This is a genomic window from Brevundimonas sp. Soil_N_31 (assembly GCF_057655995.1).
Window position 1 is genome coordinate 343,945 of record NZ_JBDGLE010000002.1, and the last position, 26,506, is coordinate 370,450.

General features: G+C 66.7%; 24 protein-coding genes. 17 read left to right on the plus strand and 7 right to left on the minus strand.

Going from position 1 to position 26,506, the window contains the following annotated elements:
- Nucleotides 1–18 precede the first annotated feature (18 nt).
- Nucleotides 19–1,941 (minus strand): DNA mismatch repair endonuclease MutL, encoded by a 1,923-nt coding sequence (gene mutL, locus AC3A3G_RS04765; protein WP_200165308.1) that lies wholly within the window; start codon nt 1,939–1,941, stop codon nt 19–21.
- A gap of 213 nt (nt 1,942–2,154) precedes the next feature.
- On the opposite strand from mutL, the gene AC3A3G_RS04770 reads away from it, so the two are divergent.
- The 10 genes from AC3A3G_RS04770 (at nt 2,155) to AC3A3G_RS04815 (ending at nt 12,313) form a co-directional block, all read left to right on the plus strand.
- The gene (locus tag AC3A3G_RS04770; protein WP_200165306.1) at nt 2,155–2,868 is read left to right on the plus strand and encodes a YceI family protein; all 714 of its coding nucleotides are present in this window, start codon (nt 2,155–2,157) and stop codon (nt 2,866–2,868) included.
- Between the two features lie 75 nt (nt 2,869–2,943).
- The gene (locus AC3A3G_RS04775) at nt 2,944–4,251 is read left to right on the plus strand and encodes a YceI family protein (RefSeq protein WP_487487664.1); all 1,308 of its coding nucleotides are present in this window, start codon (nt 2,944–2,946) and stop codon (nt 4,249–4,251) included.
- A gap of 86 nt (nt 4,252–4,337) precedes the next feature.
- Nucleotides 4,338–5,828: a serine--tRNA ligase gene (gene serS, locus AC3A3G_RS04780; RefSeq protein ID WP_487487665.1), complete on the plus strand. Its 1,491-nt coding sequence runs from the start codon at nt 4,338–4,340 to the stop codon at nt 5,826–5,828.
- A complete protein-coding gene (gene surE / locus AC3A3G_RS04785) occupies nt 5,828–6,619 on the plus strand; it encodes a 5'/3'-nucleotidase SurE (RefSeq protein ID WP_368922784.1) in 792 nt (263 codons plus the stop codon). The genes serS and surE overlap by 1 nt, the downstream gene beginning before the upstream one ends.
- Nucleotides 6,616–7,260 carry a protein-L-isoaspartate(D-aspartate) O-methyltransferase gene (locus tag AC3A3G_RS04790; protein ID WP_200165301.1) on the plus strand — a complete coding sequence of 215 codons (645 nt, stop codon included), beginning with the start codon at nt 6,616–6,618 and terminating at the stop codon, nt 7,258–7,260. Before surE ends, AC3A3G_RS04790 begins: the two co-directional genes overlap by 4 nt.
- Before the next feature lie 126 nt (nt 7,261–7,386).
- Nucleotides 7,387–8,481, plus strand: a complete 1,095-nt coding sequence (locus tag AC3A3G_RS04795) for a peptidoglycan DD-metalloendopeptidase family protein (RefSeq protein WP_368922783.1) — start codon at nt 7,387–7,389, stop codon at nt 8,479–8,481.
- 146 nt (nt 8,482–8,627) lie between these two features.
- Nucleotides 8,628–8,942 carry a preprotein translocase subunit YajC gene (gene yajC / locus AC3A3G_RS04800; RefSeq protein WP_003165259.1) on the plus strand — a complete coding sequence of 105 codons (315 nt, stop codon included), beginning with the start codon at nt 8,628–8,630 and terminating at the stop codon, nt 8,940–8,942.
- A 39-nt stretch (nt 8,943–8,981) separates the two neighbouring features.
- The gene (gene secD, locus AC3A3G_RS04805; protein WP_487487666.1) at nt 8,982–10,580 is read left to right on the plus strand and encodes a protein translocase subunit SecD; all 1,599 of its coding nucleotides are present in this window, start codon (nt 8,982–8,984) and stop codon (nt 10,578–10,580) included.
- Entirely contained in the window at nt 10,580–11,551 is a 972-nt protein-coding gene (gene secF / locus AC3A3G_RS04810) for a protein translocase subunit SecF (RefSeq protein WP_125900234.1), read from the plus strand. The genes secD and secF overlap by 1 nt, the downstream gene beginning before the upstream one ends.
- A gap of 129 nt (nt 11,552–11,680) precedes the next feature.
- Nucleotides 11,681–12,313 (plus strand): squalene/phytoene synthase family protein, encoded by a 633-nt coding sequence (locus AC3A3G_RS04815; RefSeq protein ID WP_368922780.1) that lies wholly within the window; start codon nt 11,681–11,683, stop codon nt 12,311–12,313.
- On the opposite strand, the gene AC3A3G_RS04820 is transcribed toward AC3A3G_RS04815, so the two are convergent.
- A complete protein-coding gene (locus AC3A3G_RS04820) occupies nt 12,310–13,185 on the minus strand; it encodes an MBL fold metallo-hydrolase (RefSeq protein WP_200165297.1) in 876 nt (291 codons plus the stop codon). The two genes, AC3A3G_RS04815 and AC3A3G_RS04820, sit on opposite strands and share 4 nt — an antisense overlap.
- Nucleotides 13,186–13,252: 67 nt before the next feature.
- Between AC3A3G_RS04820 and AC3A3G_RS04825 the strand changes: the two genes are divergently transcribed.
- Together AC3A3G_RS04825 and AC3A3G_RS04830 are read left to right on the plus strand one after the other, a co-directional pair.
- Nucleotides 13,253–13,570, plus strand: a complete 318-nt coding sequence (locus AC3A3G_RS04825; RefSeq protein ID WP_200165518.1) for an ArsR/SmtB family transcription factor — start codon at nt 13,253–13,255, stop codon at nt 13,568–13,570.
- A 26-nt stretch (nt 13,571–13,596) separates the two neighbouring features.
- Nucleotides 13,597–14,130 carry a rhodanese family protein gene (locus AC3A3G_RS04830; RefSeq protein WP_200165296.1) on the plus strand — a complete coding sequence of 178 codons (534 nt, stop codon included), beginning with the start codon at nt 13,597–13,599 and terminating at the stop codon, nt 14,128–14,130.
- Here AC3A3G_RS04830 and AC3A3G_RS04835 read toward each other — a convergent pair.
- Nucleotides 14,127–14,618: a MarR family winged helix-turn-helix transcriptional regulator gene (locus AC3A3G_RS04835; protein WP_487487667.1), complete on the minus strand. Its 492-nt coding sequence runs from the start codon at nt 14,616–14,618 to the stop codon at nt 14,127–14,129. The genes AC3A3G_RS04830 and AC3A3G_RS04835 overlap by 4 nt on opposite strands.
- Before the next feature lie 64 nt (nt 14,619–14,682).
- On the opposite strand from AC3A3G_RS04835, the gene AC3A3G_RS04840 reads away from it, so the two are divergent.
- On the plus strand, nt 14,683–15,888 hold the full coding sequence (locus AC3A3G_RS04840; RefSeq protein WP_487487668.1) for an MFS transporter: 1,206 nt from the start codon (nt 14,683–14,685) through the stop codon (nt 15,886–15,888).
- Here AC3A3G_RS04840 and trmFO read toward each other — a convergent pair.
- Entirely contained in the window at nt 15,885–17,291 is a 1,407-nt protein-coding gene (trmFO, locus tag AC3A3G_RS04845; protein ID WP_200165293.1) for a methylenetetrahydrofolate--tRNA-(uracil(54)-C(5))-methyltransferase (FADH(2)-oxidizing) TrmFO, read from the minus strand. The two genes, AC3A3G_RS04840 and trmFO, sit on opposite strands and share 4 nt — an antisense overlap.
- A gap of 110 nt (nt 17,292–17,401) precedes the next feature.
- Between trmFO and AC3A3G_RS04850 the strand changes: the two genes are divergently transcribed.
- Nucleotides 17,402–18,340 (plus strand): hypothetical protein, encoded by a 939-nt coding sequence (locus AC3A3G_RS04850; protein ID WP_487487669.1) that lies wholly within the window; start codon nt 17,402–17,404, stop codon nt 18,338–18,340.
- A 21-nt stretch (nt 18,341–18,361) separates the two neighbouring features.
- A complete protein-coding gene (locus AC3A3G_RS04855; protein WP_487487670.1) occupies nt 18,362–19,252 on the plus strand; it encodes a hypothetical protein in 891 nt (296 codons plus the stop codon).
- 203 nt (nt 19,253–19,455) lie between these two features.
- On the opposite strand, the gene uvrA is transcribed toward AC3A3G_RS04855, so the two are convergent.
- Both uvrA and AC3A3G_RS04865 read right to left on the minus strand, forming a co-directional pair.
- Nucleotides 19,456–22,395, minus strand: a complete 2,940-nt coding sequence (uvrA, locus tag AC3A3G_RS04860; RefSeq protein ID WP_487487671.1) for an excinuclease ABC subunit UvrA — start codon at nt 22,393–22,395, stop codon at nt 19,456–19,458.
- A 98-nt stretch (nt 22,396–22,493) separates the two neighbouring features.
- Nucleotides 22,494–23,057: a group III truncated hemoglobin gene (locus AC3A3G_RS04865; protein ID WP_487487672.1), complete on the minus strand. Its 564-nt coding sequence runs from the start codon at nt 23,055–23,057 to the stop codon at nt 22,494–22,496.
- A 125-nt stretch (nt 23,058–23,182) separates the two neighbouring features.
- Between AC3A3G_RS04865 and AC3A3G_RS04870 the strand changes: the two genes are divergently transcribed.
- The gene (locus AC3A3G_RS04870; protein ID WP_003165247.1) at nt 23,183–23,320 is read left to right on the plus strand and encodes a hypothetical protein; all 138 of its coding nucleotides are present in this window, start codon (nt 23,183–23,185) and stop codon (nt 23,318–23,320) included.
- Nucleotides 23,286–24,887 carry an ABC-F family ATP-binding cassette domain-containing protein gene (locus AC3A3G_RS04875; protein WP_487487673.1) on the plus strand — a complete coding sequence of 534 codons (1,602 nt, stop codon included), beginning with the start codon at nt 23,286–23,288 and terminating at the stop codon, nt 24,885–24,887. Before AC3A3G_RS04870 ends, AC3A3G_RS04875 begins: the two co-directional genes overlap by 35 nt.
- Here AC3A3G_RS04875 and AC3A3G_RS04880 read toward each other — a convergent pair.
- Nucleotides 24,860–26,461, minus strand: coding sequence for an EAL domain-containing protein (locus tag AC3A3G_RS04880; RefSeq protein WP_487487674.1), 1,602 nt, complete (start codon nt 26,459–26,461; stop codon nt 24,860–24,862). The two genes, AC3A3G_RS04875 and AC3A3G_RS04880, sit on opposite strands and share 28 nt — an antisense overlap.
- Nucleotides 26,462–26,506 lie beyond the last annotated feature (45 nt).

Here is a 26,506-nt window from a genome sequence, read left to right on the forward strand (position 1 = left end):
GGTAGGGCGACGAAAAGATCAGCGCCGCCCGAACAGCTTCTCAAGGTCGTGCAGCTTCAGCTCCACATAGGTCGGGCGGCCGTGGTTGCATTGGCCGGAGTGGGGCGTGGCCTCCATCTGGCGCAGCAGGGCGTTCATCTCGGGCGCGGACAGGACGCGGCCCGAACGCACCGAGCCGTGGCAGGCCATGGTGCTGCAGACCTCGGCCATGCGCTCTTTCAGCGACAGGGCGGCGCCGTGTTCGGACAGGTCGTCGGCGATGTCGCGGATCAGGCCCTGAACGTCGGTGTCGCCCAGCAGGGCGGGCGTTTCGCGCACCAGCACCGCGCCCGCGCCGAACGCTTCGACGATCAGGCCCATCTCGGCCAGTTCCTCGGCCTTGGCGGCGACGCGCTCGGCCTCGGCGGGGTCCAGTTCGACGACTTCGGGCGTCAGCAGGGCCTGACGGGTGACGGCGCCGTCGGCCATCTGGGCCTTCATCCGCTCATAGACCAGTCGTTCGTGCGCGGCGTGCTGATCGACGATGACCAGGCCGTCGCGGGTCTGGGCCACGATGTAGTTGGCGTGCAGCTGCGCCCGCGCGGCGCCCAGCGGGTAATCGATCAGATCGACCGGGGCAGGGGCGCCCGGCGTGATCTGGCCCGCGTGTTCGGCCTGGATCTCGCCCAGGGTGCGGAAGTCGGGAGCAGCGGCTTCCCCGCTCCACGTATGCTCGACGCGGGCGGAGCGTTCGTTGAGGCCCGGCAGGTTCTGGGCGGCGGCGGCCGGTTGCGACCAGCCCTGCCAGCCGCTCCAGCCCGGCGCGGCATTGCTGAACGTCTGCGGCGCGGCCGGGTTGTAGAGGGCCTCGCCCGTATGCGGGCGGAACCCTGACAGGGCGTCGGCGGCGACTGTGGTCGAGGCGCGGTGTCCCGCGGCGTGCAGGGCGTGGCGCAGGGCGCCGACGATCAGGCCGCGCACCAGCGCCGGATCGCGGAAGCGGACCTCCGCCTTGGCCGGGTGGACGTTCACGTCGACATACAGCGGGTCGATGTCGATGAAGAGGGCCGCAGCCGGGTGCCGGTCGCGCGCCAGGAAGTCGGCGTAGGCCCCGCGCAGGGCGCCCTGCAGCAGGCGGTCGCGCACCGGGCGGCCGTTGACGAACAGGAACTGGTGCGCCGCATTGCCGCGTGAATAGGTCGGCAGGCCCGCATAGCCCGACAGGCGCACGCCGTCGCGCTCCTGATCGATCAGCAGGGCGTTGGCTTCGAAGTCGCGGCCCAGCAGGGCGCCGAGGCGTTTCAGCCGTCCCTCGTCGCCGGGGTGTTCGGCGGGCAGGCGCAGGGTCGTCTTGCCGTCGAGGCTAAGAGTGAAGGCCACCGCCTCATGCGCCATGGCCTGGCGCTTGATCTCTTCGGAGATGGCCATGGCCTCGGCCCGCTCGGACTTCATGAACTTCAGCCGGGCAGGGGTGGCGTAGAAGAGGTCGCGCACCTCGACCCGCGCGCCGTGCGGGCCGGGGAAGGCGGCGGGCGACAGGGGCCGCTGGGCGCCGCCCTCGACCGAAATGGCCCAGGCGTCGTTCTGAGGCTGGCCGGTTTCGGCGCGCGCACGGGTCGTGATGTTCAGGCGAGCGACCGAGCCGATGGAAGGCAGGGCCTCGCCTCGGAAGCCGAGTGTGAAGATGCGCAGCAGGTCCACGTCGCCCGCATCGTCCGGCTCCAGCTTCGACGTGGCGTGGCGTTCGATGGCGACGGGCAGTTCGTCGCGAGGAATGCCCTTGCCGTCGTCGGCGATCAGGATGCGGGTCAGGCCGCCGCCGTCCGCCTGAATCTCGATGCTGCGGGCGTCGGCGTCGATGGCGTTCTCGACCAGTTCCTTGATGGCGCTGGCGGGGCGTTCGACCACCTCGCCGGCGGCGATGCGGTTGACGGTTTCGGGGGGGAGGCGACGGATGGTCATGTGAGTCGCGAGGATAGGCGCCGTCGCTTGCAGACGCACCTCAATCCTTTTTTCGTGAGGTCAAAAGCGGATTTCGTGATCGGGGGGCTTGAAGCGCGCAAATGGCAACTTATACTGTTGCAGTCCGACGGCGCGGCCGGACGGACACTCGACCTGTTTCCGGACTGTCTGTCCAGTTTTCGTTTCAACCGCCTGATTGAGGTTTCCTCTCCCATGAAGATCAAAGCCGCCCTGATCGCCGTTTCGGCCGCCGCCCTGCTGGCCGCCTGCAGCCAGCCCGCCGACACCGCCGGCGCCCCGACGACCGACGCCGCCTCGACCGCCCCGGTGGCGCTGAAGGCCACCTCGGGCGTCTATGTGATGGACCCGACCCACGCCTCGCTGCAGTGGTCGCTGCCGCATAACTCGATCTCGAACTACACGGCGCGCTTCAACAAGTTCGACGCCAAGATCACTCTGGACACCGCCAACCTGGCCAACAGCACGGTTGAGGCGACCATCGATCCGGCCTCGGTCGACGCCAACTATCAGGGCGACTATGTCGGCACCCACGCCGCCACCGGCTTCAAGAGCTGGAGCGAGGACATCGCCAAGAACAAGGTCTTCCTGAACGCCACGGCCTTCCCGCAGATCACCTTCAAGTCGACCAAGGTCGAGCTGACCGGCACGCGCACCGCCAAGGTGACGGGCGACCTGACCTTCCTGGGCGTGACCAAGCCGGTGACGCTGGACGCCACCTTCAACGGCGACCTGGAGAAGCACCCGTTCGTGCCGGCGCCGGCCATCGGCTTCTCGGCTGAAGGCAAGTTCAAGCGCACCGACTTCGGCATGGCGCTGGGTCCGGTCGGCGATGAAGTGACGATCCGCTTCGACGCCGAGTTCATTCAGGAAGTCGCCCCGGCGGCTCCGGCGGCTCCCGCCGCCTGATAGGCTGCGACACGACGAAGGGGCGGGGCCGTTCGGTCCCGCCCTCTTCATGTTCAGACTGACGCGAGAGCTCTCATGACCCGCCGCCGCCCCAGCCGATACAGCGCCGTCGCCATCACCCTGCACTGGTTGATCGCGGTCGCCATCCTGTCGATGATCCCGATGGGCTGGTGGATGAGCGACGCCATTGTCGAGCCGGACAGCCAGGCGCTGGCCTATCGCGTTTTCCAGATTCACAAGTCGATCGGCTTCCTGATCCTGGCGCTGACGGCGCTGCGGATCGTGTGGCGGCTGACGCACCCGGTTCCGGCTCTGCCCGGCGCCATGAAGGGGTGGGAGCAGTTCGCCGCGCGGGCGACGCACGTCGCCTTCTACGCCCTGATGCTGGCTCTGCCGCTGACGGGGTGGGCCTATGTCTCGACCGGATGGGCCGTGGTCACGGATACGCCGCTGGCCGTGGCGACCAGCTGGTTCGGCCTGTTCACCATTCCGCACCTGCCTTTCATCGAGCACGCCTCTGAAGCCGCTCGCCGCGCAACGGCGTGGATGGCCATGGGCGCGCACAGCAAGCTGGCCTGGGGCGCGATCGTGCTGGTCGCCCTGCACGTCGGGGCGGCGCTGAAGCACCAGTTCTTTGACCGTGACGGCGTGCTGTCGCACATGATCCCTGTCCTGCCGCATGGCGATGACGCGCATGGCGTCGCGCCCGAGCCGACGCTGGCCCTGCGCTGGGCCGAGCGGCTGGCGGGCGTGGCCTTCGTGGTCGTGATCGGCGCCGCCTTCGGCCTGGCCGCCAAGCCCACGCCCAAGACGGAAGGGCAGGCGGTCGCCTCGGCGCCTGCCGCCGCGCCCGCGACTGACGCGGCGGTGACGCCGGGCACGGCCGCCGCCTGGACCGTGGACAAGGCCGCTTCGAGCATCCAGTTCACCGGAACCCACACCGGCAAGGCCTTTACCGGCCGGTTCGAGCAGTGGGACGCGCAAGTCTGGTTCGACCCGGCCGATCTGGCGGGCTCCAAGGCCGTGGTGACGGTCCAGACCGGCACGGCCAAAACTGGCGACGCCACCCAGGAAGGCAGTCTGCCGGGCGCCGAATGGTTCGACACGGCGACCTATCCGACCGCCCGCTTCGAGACGACGGCGTTCAAGGCGCTGGGCGGCAACCGCTATGAGGCGACCGGAACCCTGCGCATCAAGGCGACGACGGTCCCGGTCGTCCTGCCCTTCACCTTCGACGAGGCGAACGGGACGGCCACGGTCGCGGGCAAGCTGGAGCTGGACCGCACGGCGCTGAACATGGGCATGATGTCCGACGCGGGCGGCGACTGGGTGTCCAAGGCCATCGGCGTCGAGATCAAGGTCCAGGCGACGCGTCAGGGTTAAGAAATCGAGCGCGGGGTTTGCCCGACTCCGCGTGGGGCGCTACAGCCTTCGGCTCTCCCTCCCTTGAGCGCCGAAAGAGCGACGCCATGCACGATATCCGAGCCATTCGCGACAATCCCGAAGCCTTCGTTGCGGGCTGGTCGTCGCGCGGCGTGGATGACGCCGCCGATGTGGTCGCGCGCATTCTGGCGCTGGATGTCGACCTGCGCGCCGCCCAGACGCGCGGTCAGGACGCTCTGGCCAAGCGCAACGCCGCTTCCAAGGCCATCGGCGCCGCCATGGGCAAGAAGGACATGGCCGAGGCTGACCGCCTGAAAGCCGAGGTTGAAGCCCTCAAGGGCGAAATCGCCGATGCGGGCGATGCTGAAACCGCCAAGGGCGCCGAACTGCGCGACCTGCTGGCCGGGCTGAAGAATCTGGCCGCCGCCGACGTGCCGGACGGCGAGGACGAGAACGACAACGTTGAAGTCCTGAAATGGGGCGAACCGCGCACGACGGGGCCGGCCAAGGACCACGCCGATCTGGGCGAGGCGCTGGGCCTGCTGGACTTTGAAGCCGCCGCGAAGATGTCCGGCTCGCGCTTCGCCGTGCTGAAGGGTCAACTGGCGCGTCTGGAGCGCGCCATCGGCCAGTTCATGCTGGACCTGCAGACGGACAAGCACGGGTATCAGGAAGTGAACCCGCCGTTGCTTGTTCGCGATGAGGCGATGTTCGGTACAGGCCAGCTGCCGAAATTTGAGGAGGATTTGTTTTCTGCGCCAATGGAGTATTTCGAGGCGCGAGACGATGAATTCTCAATAGTGAAATGGGACGATGGAGCATCGCACCCCTTCAGGTTTGCCGACGAGAAAACGGCTGCCCGTTTTGAGGAGGCGCTTTTAAGAGGCGCATGGTCCTATCGAGCATCGAAGGACAATTGGAATCGTAAGCCGGGGCAAGTGCTGATCGTTTCCTCTCGGTATTTCATGATCCCCACCGCCGAAGTCTCCCTGACCAACCTCGTGCGTGAGCAGATCCTGTCCGAGGACGAGGTCGCCCAGCCCCTGCGTATGACTGCCCTGACGCCCTGTTTCCGGGCCGAGGCCGGGTCGGCGGGGCGCGATACGCGCGGTTTGATCCGTCAGCACCAGTTCTCCAAGGTCGAGATGGTCTCCATCTGCCGCCCGGAGGATTCCGAAGCCGAGCATGAACGCATGACCGGCTGCGCCGAGGCGGTGCTTCAGGCGCTGGAGCTGCCCTATCGCAAGGTGCTGCTGTGCAAGGGCGACATGGGCTTCTCGGCGCAGAAGACCTATGACCTCGAGGTCTGGCTGCCCTCGCAGAACACCTATCGCGAGATCAGCTCCTGCTCGAACTGCGGCGACTTCCAGGCCCGGCGCATGGACGCCCGGTTCAAGCGCGCGGGCGAGAAGAAGACCGAGTTCCTGCACACCCTGAACGGTTCGGGTCTGGCGGTCGGCCGCACCCTGGTCGCGGTGATGGAAAACTATCAGCAGGAGGACGGGACCATCGCGGTTCCGGCCGCCCTGCAGCCCTATATGGGCGGACTCAAGACTGTAGGCGTGGCGTCGAACTGATGCGTATTCTTCTGACCAACGACGACGGCATCGAGGCCGAGGGTCTCGCCTGCCTGGAGAAGATCGCCCGCGCCCTGTCGGACGACGTCTGGGTCGTCGCGCCGCAGACCGAGCAGTCGGCCAAGGGGCGGGGCATCACCCTGACCGAGCCGCTGCGCGTCAATCAACTGGGCGACAAGCGGTTCGCCGTGACCGGCACCCCGACGGACTGCGTCATCCTGGCCGTCAACGACATCATGCCCGAAAAGCCGGATATGGTGCTGTCGGGCGTAAATCGCGGCCACAACGTGGGCGAAGACGTCAGCTATTCCGGCACGGTGGCGGGCGCCCTTCAGGGCATGGCCTTCGGCATCCGCTCCATCGCCCTGTCGCAGTCGCTGGAGCGTTTCCACGACGAGGCGATCGCCCACTGGGAAACGGCCGAGGCCTTCGGTCCCGGCATCGTCGCCCGCCTGCTGGAGCAGAAATGGGGGGAGGGCGTGGTCATGAACGTCAACTTCCCGCGCCTGCCGCCGGAACTGGTCAAGACGGTCGAGGTGACGCGCCAGGGCTTCCGCGACATCGGCGAGATGCACGCCATCCGCCGCACCGACCTGCGCGGCCGCGACTACTACTGGATGGCCTTCCGCGGCGCACCGCAGGAACACGCCGAGGGCACCGACCTGCGCGCCATGGACGAGGGCCGCATCTCGGTCACGCCGCTGCACATCGACTTGACGCACATGCAGTCGGTCAATGATCTGAAGAAGGTGCTGGGCGGGGCGCCGCCCAAGGGGCCGCAGGAAAAATGAGTCTCAGGGACGACCGCGCGGGCCGATTGATCCTGTCGCTGCGGCGTCAGGGGGTGACGGACGCGCGGGTTCTGAAGGCGATGGAATCCATCGACCGCGCCGTCTTCGTCCATGAGAAGTTCCTCGATCAGGCGTGGGAGGATCAGGCCCTGCCGATCGACTGCGCCCAGACGATCAGCCAGCCCTTCATCGTCGGCCTGATGACCCAGGCGCTGGACGTCCAGCCGCGCCACCGCGTGCTCGAGATCGGCACCGGCAGCGGCTATCAGTGCGCGGTTCTCAGCCGCATGGCGCGTTTCGTCTATTCGGTCGAGCGCTACAAGAGCCTCTTAAATGAGGCTGAAAACCGATTGAAAATACTCGGCATCGATAATGTCTTCACTCGCCACGGCGACGGCGGGCAGGGCTGGATGGAGCAGGCGCCGTTCGACCGCATCATGGTCACAGCCGCTTCGCCGCACGAGCCGACGGAGCTGCTGAAACAGTTGAAGCCAGGCGGCGTTCTGGTCGCGCCGGTGGGGCGCACCTCGGTGCAGATGCTGAACCGCTACACGGGCCAGCCGGACGGCAGTTTCCAGCGCGAGAGCCTGTGTGAAGTCCGCTTCGTGCCGCTGGTCGAGGGTACGGCGAAAGAGGGGTGAGGAGCGAAATCTCACCGCTCCATTAACCTTTCCGCCCCACTTTCGCGCGGGTTATTGGGTTGGATTTGGCGGCGGACCGGGGCAAACCGGGTTCGAATGCTGAACAAGGTTAATACGGAGAGACGCATGAGCGGCTTCACAGGCTGGATCAGGGCGGCGGTTGTCGTCGGCGGGGCGCTGGCGGTTACGGCGTGTTCGACCTATCCGAGCGAGCCGCGCTATTCGACCCGGCCGACGGGGGCGGGCGGCTATCCGCAACAGCCGGGGCAACCCCAGGGCCAGCAGCCCGGCGCCTACCCGAACAATCCCTATTACCAGGGCCCGGCGACACAGCCGCAGCAGCCTGCGCCTCCGCCGTACGAGGAAGGGCCGCGTGCTCCGGCCAGCAGCATCGAGGGCGGCGGCCTGCCCCCTCCGGGCGGTCCAGCCTATCCCTCGACCGGCGCCCCGGTCACGGTGACGCCGCCCCCCGCTGCAGGCAATCCGACGATGCCGGGCGCGACCTATGTGATCCAAACGGGCGACACCATCTCGGGCGTGGGGCGTCGTTTCCGTACGCCGGTGCAGATCCTGATCGACCTGAATGGCCTGGGGCCGCGCGGCGCGATCTCGGCCGGGCAACGCATCATCCTGCCGGATAGTGCGGTGGACGCCGGGACTGATCCTTACGCCATGGGGCCGTCGCCTGTCGGCGTGCGTACGCCGAACAGCGGCGTGGTTCCTCCGCCTCCGCCGCCGCCCAGCGGCAATGCGCCGTTGCCGCCGCCTCGCACGCCCGCTGCGGCGACGCCTGCTTCGCCGGTTCGCACGCCCTCGACGGCGGTCGGTCAACCGCTGGCCCTGCAATGGCCGGTGCGTGGTGACATCCTGCGTCGTTTCGGTCCGGTGGGCATGGGCGAGCGCAACAACGGCATCAACATCGGCGCTTCGGCCGGAACCGAGGTGAAGGCCTCGGCCGACGGCACGGTGGCCTATGTCGGCGATGACATCGTCGGGCAGGGGCTGACGGTTCTGGTCGTTCACCGCGACGGCTGGCGCACGGTTTACGGTCATCTGGGCTCGGCCACGGTGCGGGATGGGGCGCAGGTTCGGGCCGGTCAAGCCATCGGCACGGTGGGTCTGACGGCAGGCGATGGACGCCCGTCGATCCATTACGAAGTGCGTCAGATGCGCGGCGATGATCCGGTCGCCCTGGACCCGCTGACGGTGCTTCCGCGCTGATTGGATGAAAAGACGTGTCCGGGCGGCGACGCCCGGATGCTCTTGTCACTGCGTCGCGTTGCAAATCGGCCCGGCGCGCCCTAGGTTCCGCGCCTTGTTTTTGATGGGCCCCCGATGAAGGCGCGGCCCGCGTCGGGGAGTTTCCAATGACTGCAACCCAAGACGGCGGCCTGATGGCCCTAGTCATCCAGATCGCGCCGATCGTCGCGATCTTCATCCTGTTCTACTTCCTGATGATCCGCCCGCAGCAGAAGCGGATGAAGGCGCACCAGGCCCTGATCGCCGGCGTCAAGCGCGGCGACGAAGTCGTCCTGTCGAACGGCATGGTCGGCAAGGTCACCCGCGTCGAGGACGCCGAGGCCATGGTCGAGATCTCGCAAGGCGTGAACGTCCGCGTGGTCAAGGCGATGATCGCCGAAGTCCGCAATCGCACCGCCATCGCAGCTAACGACAAGGGCTGATAGCCCGGTCCCTGACCTTCGCCCGAAGAGAGCCCTGACATGATTCAGCTTGCGCGCTGGAAAGTCGTCCTGGTCGTGTTGTCGCTCGTCATCGGGCTGCTGCTGGCCTTCCCGAGCATGCTCAGCCAGGAGCAGCGCGATGCGCTGCCCGGCTGGCTGCCCAAGAACGGCCTGAACCTGGGCCTCGATCTGCAGGGCGGTTCATACCTGCTGCTAGAAGTTGACGTGCCGGAGATGCGTGAAAAGCGCCTCACCAACCTGATGGAGGACGTTCGCGTCACGCTCAGGGAAGAGCAGATCAACATCGCGAGCATGCAGCGTGAAGCTGGCGGCGTAGTCGTGACCGTGGCCGAGGGCGCGTCATACGACGCCGCCTTTAACGCCCTGCGCACCATGGCTCAGCAGGGCGCAGGCGCGACCGGCCAGCCGGATCGCGTGGCTACCAAGCTGGGCGGCGGCCGTATTCGCTATGCCTTCACCGATGTGGCTCTGAACAGCATGGGAGCCACGGCAGTCGATCAGTCGATCGAGGTCGTGCGTCGTCGCCTGGACAGCTCGGGCACCAAGGAAATCTCGATCACGCGTCAGGGGGCCGACCGCATTGTGGTTCAGGCTCCGGGCCAGAGCGATCCGGCCGAGTTGGAGCGCCTGGTGGGCCGCACGGCTCAACTGACCTTCCAGATGGTGGATACCTCGCCGACGGGGCTAAACGACGCCCTGGCCGGCCGGGTGCCGCCGGACGCCCAACTGCTGACCGATGACCTTGGCACGCCTTACCTGGTCAAGAAACGCATTCTGGTCTCGGGCGAGAACCTGACCCGCGCCGGCGTCGGAACGGACCAGAATCAGCGTCCCGCCATCGACTTCCAATTCGACGGTCAAGGCGCCCGCCGCTTCGCTGAAGCCACCGCCCAGAACATCGGCAAGCCCTTCGCCATCATCCTGGACGGTCAGGTCATCTCGGCTCCGACGATCCAGGGCGCCATCGCTGGCGGCAGCGGTCAGATCACCGGCAGCTTCACCATCGCTTCGGCTTCGGAGCTTGTGAATCTTCTGAACGGCGGCGCCCTGCCGGCCCCGCTGAACGTTGAAGAACGCCGCGTCGTCACCGCCGAACTGGGCGCTGACGCCGTGTCTGCGGGCATGGTGTCGACCGTCATCGGCTTTATCCTGATCTGCGTCTTCATGATCGGTGCCTATGGCTTCCTGTTCGGCGGCGTTTCGGTGCTGGGTCTGATGCTGAACGGCATCCTGATCATCGCCGCCATGTCGCTGTTCGGCGCCACCCTGACCCTGCCGGGGATCGCGGGTCTGGTGCTGACCTTCGCCGTGGCCGTGGACGCCAACGTGTTGATCTTCGAGCGGATGCGCGACGAAGCGCGGGCCGGCCGTTCGGTCATCGCCTCGATGGACGCCGGCTTCAACAAGGCCATGGGCACCATCATTGACGCCAACCTGACCACCTTGGTCGCGGCGCTGATCATGTTCATGTTCGGCGCGGGCCCCGTGCGCGGCTTCGCCTGGACGCTGACCATTGGCGTCTTCACCTCAATGTTCTCCTCGGTGATGGTCGCCCAGGTGCTGCTCGGGTATTGGCTCAAGGTCGCCAAGCCCAAGAAACTGCCGATTGCGGAGTGATGGCGATGCGTGGATGGCCCCTCATCAAACTGCTGCCGCAGAAGACGAACTTCCGGTTCGTCAAATATGCGCCCGCCGCCGGCGTGATCTCGCTGATCCTGTGCGTGGCGGCGATCGTCGGCTGCTTCTATCCAGGTCTGAACCTGGGCATCGACTTCCGCGGCGGCGCCTCGATGGAAGTGTCGAAGCCCGCCGGTCAGGTTCTGGAACTGGATCAGGTGCGCGGCGCCGTCAGCGATCTGGGGCTGGGCGACGTTCAGGTGCAAGGCATCGACAGCGCCTCCAGCGCCATCGTCCGTTTCCAGATTCCTGAAGGCGAAGGTCAGAGCGTTGTCGTCGCGCGGGTCGAGAAGGCGATCGACGACGCCGTGGGCGAGGTGAAATACTCGGGCGTCAGCGTCGTCGGCTCCAAGGTATCGGGTGAGCTGTTTACCAGCGGCCTGTTGGCGCTGGGCGCGGCCATTGTGCTGATGTTCATCTACATCTGGTTCCGGTTCGAGCCGCAGTTCGGCTTCGGCGCCCTGGCCGGACTGGTGCACGACATGGTGTTGACGTTCGGACTGATCGTGCTGTTCCGTTTCGAGTTCAGCCTGAACACCGTCGCGGCTGTCCTGACCGTTATCGGTTATTCGATGAACGATACCGTCGTCGTGTTCGACCGTCTTCGCGAGAACCTGCGCAAGTATAAGACCATGCCGCTGCGCGAGGTCATCGACCTGTCCCTGAACGAGACACTGTCGCGAACCATCATCACTGGCGTCACGGCCGTCGGCGTTCTGGCGGTGCTGGCCCTGTTCGGCGGCGAGGCCCTGTTCGGCTTCTCCATCGTGCTGATGGTCGGCATCATCATCGGCACCTATTCGTCGATTTATGTCGGCGCCCCGATCATCCTGATGTGGGGCGTGAAGCGCGGTGGTTCGGCCGACGAGGACGCTAAGCCGATCAAGTTCGGCATGGCCAGCCGCCCCTAAAAACAGGCGCGCTCGTGCTCCGTTCAAACCCGCTCTTCCAGTCAGGAGGGGCGGGTTTTTACGTTCAGGAAGGGCCGATCCGCTCATCTGGACTTGAGCCGCGAACCGCAATGGTCGATGGCCCTGCGCATGAACAGTTCCGTTGATCTCGATGCTCAGGTCCGTGCGGCCGATCCCGACCGCTGGCTGTCCAGCCGGTTTGTCGCCGATGAGCAGATGCGCGCTGACCTGATCGCCCTGTACGCTTTCGAGGCCGAGCTGCTGGCCATACCCACGCGGGTCACTCAACCTCTGCTGGCCGAGATGCGCTATACGTGGTGGGCCGAGCAGATGGACGGTGCGTTCAGCGATGCGCCGCGCGTCGGCCACCCGATCCTGGAGGCTCTGACCGCCGCGGTGACGCGGCGCGGCCTGTCACGCGAACCCTTTGACGCTCTGATCCGGGCGCATATCGGCCGAGTGCATGGCGAAGCGCATGATCTGGACGCCTTCTATACTGGGCCGATGCAGGTCGCGGCGCGCATTCTGGCGGGCGAGGGGCATGAGGCGGAGGTCGCCGAGGCGGGCCGTATGCGTGGCCTGGCTCAGACGGGGCGGAATGATGAGGCCAGAAATATGCGCCGGGCGGCGAACACAGCCTTGAAGGGGCTGCCGACGGCCGCCTTTCCAGCCGTGGCGCACGCGACGCTAACGCGGGCGGATGAAGCCGAGCCGTTCAAGCGGCTGCGGCTGTTCTGGGCTGTGCTGAGCGGGCGCGTCTAGACTGAGTTCAACGGCAGCTTGATGAAGCGCTTGCCTGATGCTTCGCTTGGGGGCAGGGCGCCGGCGCGGATGTTTACCTGAAGCGCGGGCAAGATCAGCTGCGGCGCCTTCAATGTGGCGTCTCGCGCCTCACGTAGGGCGACAAAGGCGGATTCTGAGCAACCGCCGCCGATGTGGATGTTGTCGTTCTTCTGTGCGGCGACCGTTGTTTCCCAGTGAAATTCGGTGCGACCTTCGGGCAGGTAGTCGTGGCCGACGAAGACGCGTGTGTCGTCTGGCAGGCTGAGGATGCGCTGGATCGAACGATACAAGGCGCAGGCGTCGCCGCCTGGGAAATCACAGCGCGCCGTGCCGAAGTCCGGCATGAACAGAGTGTCGCCGACGAAGACCGCATCACCGATTCGATAGCTGACGCAGGCGGGCGTATGACCGGGCGTGTGCAGCACTTCGACCGGGATCGAGCCGAGCATGAAGCGCGCGCCGTCGGCGTATGTCTCGTCGAAGACTGCGCCGTCGGGCGTTACGTCCACGGCGTGGAACAGGTCGCCGAAGGTTTTTTGTACGTGTGCGATCCTATCGCCGATGCCGATGGGGGCGCCGGTGCGGGTGCGGATATTATCGGCGCCTGTCAGATGGTCGGCGTGTGCGTGGGTTTCGAGGATGCGCTCAAGCCTCAAGCCGCGCGCGGCGAGGACGTCGAGTACTCGCTCCACCGAAGCGGTCGATGTGCGCGCCGTCGCCGGATCATAGTCCAGCACGGGATCGATGATGATCGCCGCATTGGTCGCCGGATCCGAGACCACATAGGTCACGGTGTGGGTGGCCGGATCGAAGAAGCCGAGAACGTCAGGGCGGGCGGGAAGGCGGGTCATGGAGGTCTCCGTTCCTCTCCTAAATATTAGTTATTGCTAATTTAGCAAGATTGAATATATGAGCATCATGATTGATCTCGAAGCCATGGGGCTGGAACGTTTCCAGGTCAGCGCCGGCGACGCCGCGGGCTTGCTGAAGGCGTTGTCCAACGAAAACCGCCTGATGATCCTGTGTCAGATCGGCGAGGGCGAACGTCAGGTGTCCGATCTTCAGCTCGGCCTGTCGCAGTCGGCCCTGTCGCAGCATCTGGCGCGCCTGCGTGAGGACGGGCTGGTCAGCGCGCGCAAGAGCGGCACCGCTGTCTTCTATCGCATCGCTGATCCCGCCGCCCTGAAGGTGATCGGGGTGCTGGCCGAGATATTTTGCCCGCCTGAGGCGCGTTGAGCGCCGCCTCCCTGACGGAGAATCCGATGAATACGCTAATCTCTTTGTCGCCCGCAGACGTCGCCGCCCGCTTGAAAGCCGGTCAGGCCGTTCTGATCGACGTACGCGAGCCGGACGAGCACGCGCGCGAACACATCGCCGGCGCCGTGGCGGCGCCTTTGTCCGCTTTCGAGGCTGCTGATCTGGGACTCGATCCCGGCAAGGACGTGATCTTCATGTGCCGCAGCGGCAATCGCACGGCCGGAAACTGTGACCGGCTTGCCGCCCGCATCGATGGCCCGGCGCATGTCCTGGCGGGCGGTCTGGATGCGTGGAAGAAGGCGGGCCTGCCGGTCGTCGCCGACCGCAAGCAACCGCTGGAACTGATGCGTCAGGTGCAGATGGCGGCGGGCGGGCTGATCCTGGCGGGCGGGGCGCTGGGCGTCATGGTCCACCCCGGCTTCTGGGGGATCAGCGCCTTTGTCGGGGCGGGCCTGTTCGTGGCGGGCGCGACCGGCTTCTGCGGCATGGCGCGTCTGCTGGCGGTCATGCCCTGGAACCGCCGGATTAAGCGGGCCTAGGGCTCCAGCGCGCCGATCAGCCGAGCGAGCAGGGCGCCCAGCGTGGCCTGCTCCTCGCGCGACAGGCCGGCCAGCATGGCCTGGCTTTCAGCCATGTGCAGCGGCATCAGGCCGTCGATCAGGTCGAAGCCCTTGGGCGTCAGCCTGACCAACGAAGCGCGGCGGTCGCTGGGGTGGGGCGTGCGCTCGATCAGGCCGGATTTCTGCAGCCGGTCCAGCCGCGCCGTCATGCCGCCGGACGACATCATCGTCGCCTCATAGAGGACCGTCGGCGTCAGCCCGTCCGGCGACGGCGCGCGGCGCAGGGTGGCCAGGACGTCGAACTCGCCATGCTGCAGCCCATGGCGGGCGTAGAGCGGCGCCTGCCGCTCGCGCGTCACCAGAATCGAGGCCTCGTGCAGACGCCCCAGCGTCTCCATGGCCAGCAGGTCGAGGTCGGGGCGCGCGACCGCCCATTGGGCGGCGGCGCGAGAAGCGCGATCGGTCATTGTCTTGATATCAAGATACTTGATAGAGAGACACTATCGCCTTTCGCAGCCGGAGTCACCTCGGATGGATCAGTCGAACGCCCCGCAACCGTCGCGCGGCGCGGGTCTGCTGCTGATCGCGGCCATCTTCGCCCTGGCGCTGAACCTGCGTCCGGCGATGGCGGCGGTAGGGCCGCTGCTGGACCTGATCGAAGCGGCGACCGGCATGGATTCGACCACGGCCAGCCTGCTGACCACCCTGCCGGTGGCGATGATCGGCTTCGGCGCTCTGTCGATCCGGCCGCTGCGGCGACGTCTGGGCGAGCGCAAGGGCATCCTGCTGGGCGCGGTGCTCATCGGCCTGGCCTGTCTGGCGCGAGCGGTTTTCGACGGGACGGCCGGTCTGATCGCCAGCGCCGTCGTGGTCGGCGTCGGCGTGGCCTTGATCCAGGCCCTGGTGCCCGTTGTCATCAAGCGGGCCTTCCCGACACGCTTCGGCACGGTCATGGGCGTCTATACGACCGGCATCATGGGCGGGGCGGCCGTGGCGGCGGCGACGGCGGCAGGCTTGGCGGGAGCCGTCGGCTGGGCCGGGGCGCTGGCGCTATGGGCGGTCCCGGCCTTCCTGGCGGCGGTCGTCTGGATCGTCGCTGCGCGCGACCCGGCGGCCGAGGAGCCGAACCGCGCCGCCGTAGCTGAAGGAACTCACCCCGAGGTTCCGTTCTGGAAACAGCCCAGGGCGTGGGCGCTGGTTCCGATTCTGGGGCTGGGCACCTCGGCCTATACGCTCGTGCTGGCCTGGCTGCCGCCTTACTACGTCGACATGGGACAGGCGCGCGCGACGGCGGGATTCCTGCTCAGCGGCATGACGGGCGCCGAGGTCGCGGCGGGCGTGCTGGTGTCCCTGTTCATCGCGCGCTTTCCTGACCGGCGCTGGCCGATGCTGGCGGCGGTGGCTCTGGCGTTGATCGGTCTGGCGGGATTGGTGCTGACCCCGGTCAGTCTGGCGGTTCCGGTCATGCTGCTGCTGGGCCTGGGGATCGGCGCGGTGTTTCCGCTGACCCTGATCCTGGCCATGGATCAGATCGACGATCCGGTGCGCTCAGGCGATCTGCTCGCCTTCGTTCAGGGGGGCGGCTACATCATCGCCAGCCTGTCGCCGCTGGCGGCCGGGCTGCTGCGCGACCGCCTGTCGGACCTGAGCCAGGCCTGGATGCTGATGGGACTGGGCCTCGTCGCCATGGCGGCTATGACACTGGCCTTCAAGCCTGGCGGCGCGAAGCTGCGTTAGGCCGCCGTGTCGCGCCAGGCCTTCAGAGCGTCCATGGCCCGGATGCTCTGCAGGCGCTTCTTGGCGCGGCCGCGCTCCTTGGGATGGATGCGCTTGCCGTCTTCATCGACCTTGGGCGCCTCCAGCGGCGGAAGCAGGCCGTAGTTGATGTTCATCGGCTGGAACTTCGAACCTTCCAGATGCCCGCCGGTGATGTGCTCCACCAGGGCGCCCATGGCCGTTTCTGGCGGCGGCGCGGCCAGATCGCGACCCAGTGCCTGGGCGGCGGCCAGTCGGCCGGTCAGCAGGCCCATGGCGGCGCTTTCGACATAACCCTCGACCCCCGTCACCTGACCGGCGAAGCGCAGGCGCGGAATGGCCTTCAGCCGCATCTGCTTGTCCAGCAGTTTCGGACTGTTCAGGAAGGTGTTGCGGTGCAGGCCGCCCAGACGCGCGAACTGGGCGTTCTCCAGGCCGGGGATCATGCGGAAGACGTCGGTCTGAGCGCCGTATTTCAGCTTGGTTTGGAAGCCGACCATGTTGAACAGGGTGCCCAGCGCATTGTCCTGGCGCAGCTGGACGATAGCGTAGGGCTTGACCGTCGGATTGTGCTGATTGGTCAAGCCGACCGGCTTCATCGGGCCGTGGCGCAGGGTTTCACGGCCGCGCTCGGCCATGACCTCGATCGGCAGGCAGCCGTCGAAATAGGGGACGTTCTCCCACTCCTTGAACTCGGCCTTCGGACCGCCCAGCAGGGCGTCGATGAAGGCTTCGTACTGGGCCTTATCCATCGGGCAGTTGACGTAGGCTGCTGCGTCGCCGCCGGGGCCTTCCTTGTCATAACGCGACTGGCGCCAGGCGACGTCGAAATCGATGCTGTCGGCGTGCAGAATGGGCGCGATGGCGTCGAAGAAGCTGAGGCTTTCTTCGCCCGTCGCCTTCAGGATGGCGTCGGCCAGGGCGGGCGAGGTCAGCGGGCCGGTGGCGACGATGACGTTGTCCCAGTCTTCCGGCGGAATGCCCGCGATCTCCTCGCGCACGATGGTCACGAGGGGGTGAGCTTCCAGCTTGGCCGTGACAGCATCCGAGAAGGCGATGCGGTCGACCGCCAGGGCGCCGCCCGCCGGCACTTGATTGGCGTCGCCCGAAGCCATGATCAGGCTGTCCAGCGCCCGCATCTCGGCGTGCAGCAGGCCGACGGCGTTGTACTCCCAATCGTCCGACCGGAAGGAGTTGGAGCAGACCAGCTCGGCCAGGCCCGTGGTGTGGTGGGCGTCGGTGCGCACCTGCTCCGGCTCGTCCCGACGCATTTCGTGCAGGATGACGGGCACGCCCGCTTGGGCGATCTGCCAGGCCGCTTCGGATCCGGCGAGACCTCCGCCGATGACGTGGACGGGACGGGGAGAGGAGGACGTGTTCGACATGGCGGCCTAATAGCCGTCCGCCGTGGTCCTGTCATGCACCTGTGCGGCGTCATGCGGGCGGGGTGTCGTGGCGGCGGTTTCCCCCCTATAGAAAACGGCGGAGGCTGTTCATGACCCAGGGATTCTTGATAGGCGATGCGCTGACGGACGGATTTCGTCTGATCGGGCGCAAACCGCTTAACGTGATGGCCTGGGGGATTCTGCTGACCCTGCCGGTGTTGCTGTCGGCGTTTCTGGTCATCGACATGCTCGCTTCGATCGGCGTCGATGCGATGGCCGCCGAGGAGCCGGGACCAGAGGCGTTCGCCGCCATCATGCGGGTACAGGCGCTCTCGGGGCTGCTGAATCTGTTGCAGATGTGCGTCTATGTGCTGGTGATCGCAGCGGTCTGCCGGGCGGTGCTGTGGCCTGGACGGGCGCCGGGCCGCATTTTCGATCTTCGAGTCGGCATGGACGAGGCGCGGGTGGCGGTGGCCTGTGTGGCCATCATGATCGGTTGCTACGGAGTTCTGTTCGTCATCCTGCTGCTGGCCTTCGCCTTTGGCGCGGCGCTGTGGATGGTGTCCGAGGCCGCAGCGATGAGCCTGGGCGCCATTGTCGGTCTGGCGGGCCTGTTCGGCGTGGCCTGGGCGGCGCTGAGGGCGTCGATGATCATCCCGGCCAGCGTGGGGCTGAAGGACTTCGCCTTTGTCGACGGTTGGCGTTTGACGAAGGGACGAGTCGCGCCGTTGCTGGGGCTGGCCGTAACGACGTTTCTGCTGGCTGTGCTCGTTCAGATCCTGATTGTGACGATCGTCGCTGTCGTAGTGTTTGCGATCAGCATTCCCTTCTGGCCGCAATTGCTTGCCTGGGCTGAGGGGATGGCGGCCGGTGCGGCGCCGCAGCTCAACGCCGGCGTCGTCATGGCTGTGAGCCTGGCTCTATTTCCCGTGATTGCGGCCTACTATGGTGTGATCACCGTGGTCACGACCGCGCCCTGGGTTTCGGCCTGTCGTCAGATGCTGGATGCGAAGGCGCGGGACGAAACTTCCGTCGCCGCGTTAAGCTGAACGGGAATCGTGAGGAGCAGCATGAGTTTCAACGCCACCGAATCCGCCTTTGAGGGCTTCCGTCTGGCGCGCCGCGTGCCGCTGGCCATCCTGGCCTGGGCCGCAGCCTATGTGATCTTTTTCGCCGTCTTCTTCGCTGTCGCGGGCGGCAGCCTGATCAACGTCGTCACCTTGGCTGAACAACTCCAGCAGAGCGCCGAGCCGTCGATGGAGGAGATGGCGACCATAATGCGGGCCTATGGGGCGCTGATGTTCCTGGCCTTGCCCCTGTCGATGTTGTTCAGCGCCGTGCTGAGCACGGGGGTGGCTCGCGCCGTCATTCGTCCCGAGGACGGCCGTTTCGGCTATCTGCGTCTGGGCCTGGATGAACTGCGGATTCTGGCGGCGATGCTGGCGGTTGGATTGCTGATGCTGGGTGTGACGGCGGGCGGCATGGGGGTGGCCGGCGTGCTGGGCGGCCTGGCTGCGGAGACCAGCGCACCGGTGTTGATCCTGCCGGCGGTGCTGGTTGGGTTGGCGACGGTCGGCGTCTCGATTTGGCTAGCCGTTCGTCTGAGTCTGGTTGTGCCGATCAGCTTCGCCGAGCGAAAGATCGCCCTTAAGGAAAGCTGGGTCATGACCAAGGGTCGCTTCTGGCCGCTGCTGGGCATGGCGGTGCTGGCGGGCGTCATGTCCATGTTGGTGGGACTGCTGGGCTCCATCGTCATCGCGCCGTTGAACCTGATCTTCGGCGGTCTGGAGAGCCTGGCGGGGGCGGAGACGACCAATATCGCCACGCTGCTCGTGAAGTTCTGGCCAGCTCTGTTGGTGTGGGGCGTGGTCAACGCCCTGCTGTCGGCGGCGCAGGCGGCTATCATCTATGCGCCGTTCTCGGCCGCCTATCTGGGCATAAAGGGCGTGCCGCGCGTCTGATCCGACGGTATCGCCGGAAATGAAAACGCCGCGCTCTTTCAGGGCGCGGCGTTTCTGTTGAGTCTGACCATCACATCCCGCTCATCCCGGCGGATGCCGGGATCCAGTGCTTTGGCTTTAGGACGGGACGCCTGACTTACAGATTGCCGATTGACGCTATCACTGGGCCCCGGCGTCCGCCGTGTGAGCGAGTTGGAGGCGGCTCAGGCGCTCTTGCGGGCCTTGGCGCGCTTAGACGGAGCGGAATCGGCGGTCAGGGCGGCGACGCGGCCCTTGCGGCGTTCCTCGTGCCGGTCCAGCACCTCCTTCAGGTAACGGCCGGTCCAGCTGGCGGGGTTCTCGGCGACCTGTTCCGGCGTACCGACGGCGACGATCTCGCCCCCGCCGTCGCCGCCTTCGGGGCCGAAGTCCAGCAGGTGGTCGGCCACCTTGATGACGTCGAGGTTGTGCTCGATCACGACGATGGTGTTGCCGTTCTCGACCAACTCCTGAAGCACCTCCAGCAGCTTGCGCGTGTCCTCGAAGTGCAGACCGGTCGTCGGCTCATCTAGAATGTAGAGCGTCTTGCCGGTCGCCCGTTTCGACAGTTCCTTCGACAGCTTGACCCGCTGCGCCTCGCCGCCGGACAGGGTGGTGGCGGGCTGGCCGACTTTGACGTAGCCCAGACCCACCCGCTCCAGCGTCAGCATCTTGTCGCGGATCGACGGCACGGCGGTGAAGAAACGCGCGGCCTCTTCCACCGTCATATCCAGAACGTCGGATATGCTCTTGCCCTTGAAGACGATTTCCAGGGTCTCGCGGTTGTAGCGCTTGCCCTTGCAGACATCGCAGGTGACGTAAACGTCAGGCAGGAAGTGCATCTCGATCTTGATGACGCCGTCGCCCTGGCAGGCCTCGCAGCGGCCGCCCTTGACGTTGAAGCTGAAGCGGCCGGGGCCATAGCCGCGCGCCTTGGCCTCGGGCAGGCCCGCGTACCAGTCGCGGATCGGGCCGAAGGCGCCGGTATAGGTCGCCGGGTTCGAGCGCGGGGTGCGGCCGATGGGCGACTGGTCGATGTCGATGACCTTGTCGAAATGCTCCAGCCCCTCGATGCGGTCGAAGGGGGCGGGGGCGTCGGACGCATTGTTCAGACGCCGCGCGGCGGCCTTGTAGAGAGTCTCGATGGTGAAGGTCGACTTGCCGCCGCCAGACACCCCGGTGATGCAGGTGAAGACGCCGACCGGGATCTCGCCTGTGACGTTCTTCAGGTTGTTGCCCGTGGCGCCCGACACTTTCAGCATCCGTTTGCGGTCGATGGGGCGCCGGCCCTCGGGCGGCAGTTCGATCTCGCGCGCGCCGGTCAGATACTGGCCGGTCAGAGAGTTGGGGTTGGCCATGACCTCGGCGGGCGTGCCCTCAGCGCAGACCGTGCCGCCGTGGACCCCGGCGGCCGGACCCATGTCGATGACATAGTCGGCCGTCAGAATGGCTTCCTCATCGTGCTCGACCACCAGCACCGAGTTGCCGAGATCACGCAGCCCCTTCAGGCTGTCCAGCAGACGGGTGTTGTCGCGCTGGTGCAGGCCGATGGACGGTTCGTCCAGAACATAGAGGACGCCAGTCAGGCCCGATCCGATCTGCGACGCCAGCCGGATGCGCTGGCTCTCGCCGCCCGACAGGGTGCCGGACGAACGCGACAGGTTCAGATAGTCCAGCCCGACGTTGTTCAGGAAGCGCAGCCGGTCGGTGATCTCCTTCAGGATGCGCCGGGCGATCTCGACCTGCTTTTCGGTCAGGGCGTCTTCCAGGGTCGAGAACCACAGGAAGGCCTTGGAAATCGACAGGTTGGAGATGTCCGCGATGTCCTCGCCCCCGACCTTGACCGCCAGAGCCTCGGGTTTCAGGCGCTTGCCGCCGCAGACCTCGCACGGGGTTTCCGACTGATAACGGCCCAGTTCCTCGCGCACCCAGGCGCTGTCGGTCTCGCGCCAGCGCCGCTCCAGGTTCGGCAGCACGCCCTCGAACGGCTTGGAGACCTCGTATTTGCGGGCGTTGTCGTCATAAACGAACTTGATCTTGTCGCCGCCCGAGCCGCGCAGGATGACGCTCTGCGCCTTCTCCGGCAGGTCGCGCCACGTCTTGTCCATCGAGAAGCCGTAGTGCAGGGCCAGCGACTGCAGCGTCTGCGTATAGAGGGGCGACGGGCCGCGCGCCCACGGCGCCACCGCCCCCTTGTGCAGGGTCTTGTCGCGGTCTGGGATCACCAGATCGGCGTCGAAGGCCAGCTTGACCCCCAGGCCGTCACAGGCCGGGCAGGCGCCGAAGGGGTTATTGAACGAGAACAGCCGCGGCTCGATCTCGCTGATGGTGAAGCCTGAGACAGGACAGGCGAACTTCTCGGAAAAGACGATGCGGCGCGGCTCTTCGCCTTCGGGCGCATTCGCCCATTCCGCCGTGGCGATGCCGTCGGCCAGACCCAGTGCGGTCTGAATGCTGTCGGCGTAACGGCCTTCAAGACCCTCTTTGGTTACAATGCGATCGACGACGATATCGATGTCGTGCTTGAACTTCTTGTCGAGCGTGGGGGCGTCTTCGATGGCGTAGAATTCACCGTCGATCTTCAGCCGCTGGAAGCCCTGACGCTGCCACTCGGCCATTTCCTTCTTGTACTCGCCCTTGCGGCCGCGAACGACCGGGGCCAGGAGCAGGATACGCTCGCCGTCGGGCAGGGCGGTCAGCTTGTCGACCATCTGGCTGATTGTCTGGCTCTCGATCGGCAGGCCGGTGGCGGGCGAATAGGGAATGCCCACGCGCGCCCAGAGCAGACGCATGTAGTCGTGAATCTCGGTGACCGTGCCGACGGTCGAGCGCGGGTTCTTCGACGTCGTCTTCTGCTCGATGGAGATGGCCGGGGACAGGCCCTCGATCAGGTCCACGTCCGGCTTGCCCATCAGCTCCAGGAACTGGCGCGCATAGGCCGACAGGCTTTCGACATAACGGCGCTGGCCCTCGGCATAGATGGTGTCGAACGCCAACGAGGATTTGCCCGACCCCGACAGGCCGGTCATGACCACCAGCTGCTCGCGCGGAATGTCGAGATCGACGCCCTTGAGGTTGTGCTCGCGGGCGCCGCGAACGCGGATGAAGTTGTGCTTTTCGATCATGTGATCCGAGGAACGCGGGAGACCCCGAAAACGGTCCGGGGCGACGACGCTATATGAGGATCAATTCGCCCGAAACAGCAAGAACAATATGAGAACTTCTAGCCTGCTTCAGGCGTCCACGGCGTTTCCGGGCGGCGGTAGCGTTCACCGGGACCGACCAGCACGCCGTTGGCGTTGGCGACCCCCCACTCCAGGCTTTCGGCGATGCGGTGCGCGCGGACGATGAAGTGTTCGGCGGCGACGGGCGGGCATAGTTCGCGGGCGGTGGCTTCGAACAACCCCAGCCAGTGATCGAAATGACGCGCGTCGATCGGCAGGGGCAGGTGCTTCGGCATGGGCCGCCCCTGATAGACGCCGGTCGACAGGGCGACCGACGACCAGAACAGCTTCATCTGCTCCAGATGCGGAGCCCAGTCGTCGATATGGGCGGCGAAGATCGGGCCGATGACGTCGTCTTCGCGCACCTTGGCGTAGAAACCCTCGACCAGGGCGTCGATCATGGCTTCGTCGATGCCGGTCTCGGCGCGGATGCGGGCGACGGCGGCTTCGCGACGGGCGGCGGCTTCGGCTCGATCCGGCGCGGGACGATCGATGCGGAAGGCGACGGGACGGTCGGGCGTGCTCATGTCGGGAAGATAGGAGGCGACGACGACGAAGGCCATGACGCCGATTGTCCAAGGCGGCTCGCTGCATTGCGAAAGCTGCGCCGCAAATTGGGGGTTGCGTTACGAAACGTCCGTCCCCATCCTTCACTCAGCCAACGCATCAGTGAGGAGGCGCGACGATCATGATCAGCACCCTGGAAATCGGTTTCGCCCTTTCCGTGCCGCTGCTCGTGTTCGCCTATGTCCTCGCTCAACCCAAGCCCAAACCGGTCCGCATCCGCGCTCGTGACGCTCAACAGCGTCGCGGCCCGCACGCCTGACGGTAGAGGCCTCTTCGACAATCTGACGCTCGCCTTCGGGCGCGAACGCACGGCCGTCGTGGGTCGCAACGGCGTGGGCAAGACCACGCTGCTGCGCCTTGTCGCCGGTCTGAGCGCGCCTGCTGAAGGCGCGATCACACGCGCCGGAACCGTCGGTTGGCTGGCGCAGGCGCAGACTCCGGCTGATGATGAGACGGTCGCCGATACGCTGGGCGTCGCTGCGCCTCTGGCCGTTTTGCGCCGAGTGCTGGCGGGCGACGGTTCGCTGGATGACATGGCCGAGGCGGACTGGACGCTGGAAGAGCGGATGCAGGCGGCGTTGGCCGAGGTCGGTCTGGCTGATCTGGCGCTGAACCGCCGCACGGCGGACCTCAGCGGCGGCGAACAGACGCGGCTGCGGCTGGCGGGTCTGAAGCTGGCAGCGCCGGACCTTCTGGTGCTGGACGAGCCGACCAACCATCTGGACGCCGAGGCCCGCGCCATGATCGCCGATGTCGTGGCCGAGTGGCCGGGCGGGGTGGTGCTGGTCAGTCACGACCGCGCCTTGCTGCGCCGCGTGGATCGCATCGTGGAGCTTTCCGGCCTGGGCGCGCGGGTGCATGGCGGCGGCTGGGATCTGTATGTCGAGCGCCGTGACGCCGAGCGGGCCGCCGCCGAGCGAGATCTGGAGCAGGCCGAACGCGCCGTCGGCCGCGTGCAGCGTGAAAATCAGGCGGCGCAGGAACGTCAGGCCCGACGCGACCGCGCAGGCAAGGCGGCGCGCGCCAACAGCTCCGATCCCAAGATATTGCTCGACGCTCAGGCCCAGCGGGCCGAGGAGAGCGGCGCGCGCGGCCAGCGTCTCGCCGAACGCAAGCGGCAGGCGGTCGAGGCCGACCTGACCGAGGCGCGCGAGCGGGTCGAGCGCGTGCGCCAGATGGCGCTGGCCATGCCGCCAACCGGCCTGCCTGGCGGGCGCATGGTGCTGAATCTGAGCGAGGCGGTTGTGACGGTCGATGATGGGCGTCGCCTGCTGGGACCGCTTTCGCTGCGCCTGACCGGGCCGGAGCGCGTCGCCGTGGTCGGTCCCAACGGAGCGGGCAAGACGACGCTGTTGCAGCTGATCGCGGGTCTGATCGAGCCTTCGTCAGGGACGGTCGAGCGGCCGGTCCGCGTGGCTCTGCTGGATCAGCAGGCGGCGATGCTGAAACTGAACGAGACCCTGGTCGATGCTTGGTTGCGACTGAACCCGCAGGGCGCGCCGAACGCTGCGCGGGCGGCTCTGGCGCGCTTTCTGTTCCGCAATGTGCAGGCGGATCGACGTGTGGGCGAGCTGTCAGGCGGTGAGCGGCTGCGCGCGGCGCTGGCCTGCATCATGACGGGCGCGCGGCCGCCGCAATTGCTGGTGCTGGACGAACCCACCAACCATCTGGACATCGATTCCGTCGAGGCGGTCGAAGCCGGCTTGTCAGGCTATGACGGCGCTCTGGTGGTGGTCAGCCACGACGCAGATTTTCTGACGAATCTGGGTGTCGACCGGACCCTTGTGCTGAAGAGCGGTCAGCTCCAGCCTTCGACCACGCCCTGACGGCGGCCGCGGATCGCGGGGGTGTTCAGGATGGTGCGCGGCTCGGCCTCGGCGCGCCCAAACAGCCACCCCTGGCCGTGGGTGACGCCCAGATCGCGCAAAGCGTCGGCGACCTGATCCGTCTCGATCATCTCGGCGATGGTCTCCAGGTCCAGCGAGCCGCACAGTTCGACCAGATGGGCGACCAGGGTGCGGGTTCGGGCGTCGATGTCGATATCGCGCACCAGGGCGCCGTCGATCTTCACCGCGTCGACTGACAGGCCGCGCAGATAGTCGAAGGAGGCCGAACCGGCCCCGAAGTCGTCGATGCAGACCTTGATCCCCGCGTTGCGCAGGGCGCCCAGGCGACGATCAGCGGCGGCCAGATCGGCCAGGGCGGCGGTCTCCGTCACCTCGACCATCAGACGGCGGCGATCATCGGGCGCCGAGGCGGTCATCTTCAGCAGGGCGGCGACATAGGCGTCATTGGCCAGAGAGGCGCCCGAGACGTTGACGGCGATCTTCAGCAGGCCGCCGCCCGGCTCGCGCAGGCGCCGCACCGCTTTCTCGGCCACCGCCAGGTCGAAGCCGTCGATCAGGGCCAGTTCCTCGGCCATCCGGATGGCGGCGGCGGGGCCGGATCCCTTGCCGAAGCGGGCCAGGGCCTCGAAGTGATGCACGGCCCGCGTCTTCAGGTCGACGATGGGCTGGTAATAGAGGGCGAACTCGCGGTCGCGCACGATGCTGCGGAAGCGTTCGGCGTCCTTCAGCGTGCGTTGCAGGGAGTCGGCGAAGGACAGTTCAGGCTGATCCATCCCGCCGTCCTTCAAACAGCCTTCGATGGCGAAACGCATGGCGCGCAGGGCCGAGGCGGCGTCGCCGCCCAGGGCGCTCTGGGTGGCGATGGCGGACAGAGCCAGACCCTCTGCCTGACCGGCCTTCTGCATTTCCGCCGCCAGGTCGCGCGTATCGTCCAGATTGCGGATCAGGGCGTAGCGATCAGGCGTCAACCGACCCGCGCTGGCGCCGTCGTGAGAGGCGGCGTTCAGGGTCGCGCCGATACGGCTGTGAACCCGCTCCAGCGTGGCCGGGTCGACGCCTTGCAGGCCGTTTACGTCGATGAAGGCGAGAGCCAGCCGCTGCAGGGCGCCTGTCTCGCCGCCCGACAGGCCGGCGCGGGCATGGTTGAGGAAGCCTTCGGCGTCTCTGATCGAGGCGCCGACAGGAAGGGGCGTGTCCTCGACGACAAAGGGCTCGCCTTCATAGGACAGGGCGCAGGACTGCGCCGGGGCGATGTCGGGCAGGGCGAAGGCGCGCAGGGTGGCGCGGCGCATCCGGCCGTCGCCGCAGTCGACCAGCACCTCGGCGGCCGGACTGCGCTGACCGGGACGAAGCGCTCCCAGCAGATTCTGAAGAGCCGTCGCGCTGTTGATCGACAGACGGTCGCTAAGGGGATGGCCGACCCAGGCGGCTGTCTGCTGGCCCGCAACGGCTCCTGAACCTAGTGCGAAGCGCACCACGCCATGCTGATCGACTTCGATCAGGGCGTCGGCGGCGGCGAAGGCCAGGCCCAGAAGGCGCGGGGTCAGGGTCATGCCAAAGCCATAGGACGCGGGCTGTTAAGGAATGGCGACGGTTGG

Bases quoted from the DNA above. Each gene is read 5' to 3' on its own strand.
- trmFO (WP_200165293.1), bottom strand. From the start codon at position 17,291: ATGTCGAACACGTCCTCCTCTCCCCGTCCCGTCCACGTCATCGGCGGA.
- secD (WP_487487666.1), top strand. From the start codon at position 8,982: ATGATTCAGCTTGCGCGCTGGAAAGTCGTCCTGGTCGTGTTGTCGCTC.
- AC3A3G_RS04815 (WP_368922780.1), top strand. From the start codon at position 11,681: ATGAACAGTTCCGTTGATCTCGATGCTCAGGTCCGTGCGGCCGATCCC.
- AC3A3G_RS04770 (WP_200165306.1), top strand. From the start codon at position 2,155: ATGAAGATCAAAGCCGCCCTGATCGCCGTTTCGGCCGCCGCCCTGCTG.
- AC3A3G_RS04855 (WP_487487670.1), top strand. From the start codon at position 18,362: ATGAGTTTCAACGCCACCGAATCCGCCTTTGAGGGCTTCCGTCTGGCG.
- serS (WP_487487665.1), top strand. From the start codon at position 4,338: ATGCACGATATCCGAGCCATTCGCGACAATCCCGAAGCCTTCGTTGCG.
- uvrA (WP_487487671.1), bottom strand. From the start codon at position 22,395: ATGATCGAAAAGCACAACTTCATCCGCGTTCGCGGCGCCCGCGAGCAC.
- AC3A3G_RS04820 (WP_200165297.1), bottom strand. From the start codon at position 13,185: ATGACCCGCCTTCCCGCCCGCCCTGACGTTCTCGGCTTCTTCGATCCG.
- AC3A3G_RS04870 (WP_003165247.1), top strand. From the start codon at position 23,183: ATGATCAGCACCCTGGAAATCGGTTTCGCCCTTTCCGTGCCGCTGCTC.
- mutL (WP_200165308.1), bottom strand. From the start codon at position 1,941: ATGACCATCCGTCGCCTCCCCCCCGAAACCGTCAACCGCATCGCCGCC.
- AC3A3G_RS04830 (WP_200165296.1), top strand. From the start codon at position 13,597: ATGAATACGCTAATCTCTTTGTCGCCCGCAGACGTCGCCGCCCGCTTG.
- AC3A3G_RS04865 (WP_487487672.1), bottom strand. From the start codon at position 23,057: ATGGCCTTCGTCGTCGTCGCCTCCTATCTTCCCGACATGAGCACGCCC.
- AC3A3G_RS04825 (WP_200165518.1), top strand. From the start codon at position 13,253: ATGATTGATCTCGAAGCCATGGGGCTGGAACGTTTCCAGGTCAGCGCC.
- AC3A3G_RS04835 (WP_487487667.1), bottom strand. From the start codon at position 14,618: ATGACCGATCGCGCTTCTCGCGCCGCCGCCCAATGGGCGGTCGCGCGC.
- AC3A3G_RS04795 (WP_368922783.1), top strand. From the start codon at position 7,387: ATGAGCGGCTTCACAGGCTGGATCAGGGCGGCGGTTGTCGTCGGCGGG.
- yajC (WP_003165259.1), top strand. From the start codon at position 8,628: ATGACTGCAACCCAAGACGGCGGCCTGATGGCCCTAGTCATCCAGATC.
- AC3A3G_RS04840 (WP_487487668.1), top strand. From the start codon at position 14,683: ATGGATCAGTCGAACGCCCCGCAACCGTCGCGCGGCGCGGGTCTGCTG.
- surE (WP_368922784.1), top strand. From the start codon at position 5,828: ATGCGTATTCTTCTGACCAACGACGACGGCATCGAGGCCGAGGGTCTC.
- AC3A3G_RS04850 (WP_487487669.1), top strand. From the start codon at position 17,402: ATGACCCAGGGATTCTTGATAGGCGATGCGCTGACGGACGGATTTCGT.
- AC3A3G_RS04775 (WP_487487664.1), top strand. From the start codon at position 2,944: ATGACCCGCCGCCGCCCCAGCCGATACAGCGCCGTCGCCATCACCCTG.
- secF (WP_125900234.1), top strand. From the start codon at position 10,580: ATGGCGATGCGTGGATGGCCCCTCATCAAACTGCTGCCGCAGAAGACG.
- AC3A3G_RS04790 (WP_200165301.1), top strand. From the start codon at position 6,616: ATGAGTCTCAGGGACGACCGCGCGGGCCGATTGATCCTGTCGCTGCGG.
- AC3A3G_RS04880 (WP_487487674.1), bottom strand. From the start codon at position 26,461: ATGACCCTGACCCCGCGCCTTCTGGGCCTGGCCTTCGCCGCCGCCGAC.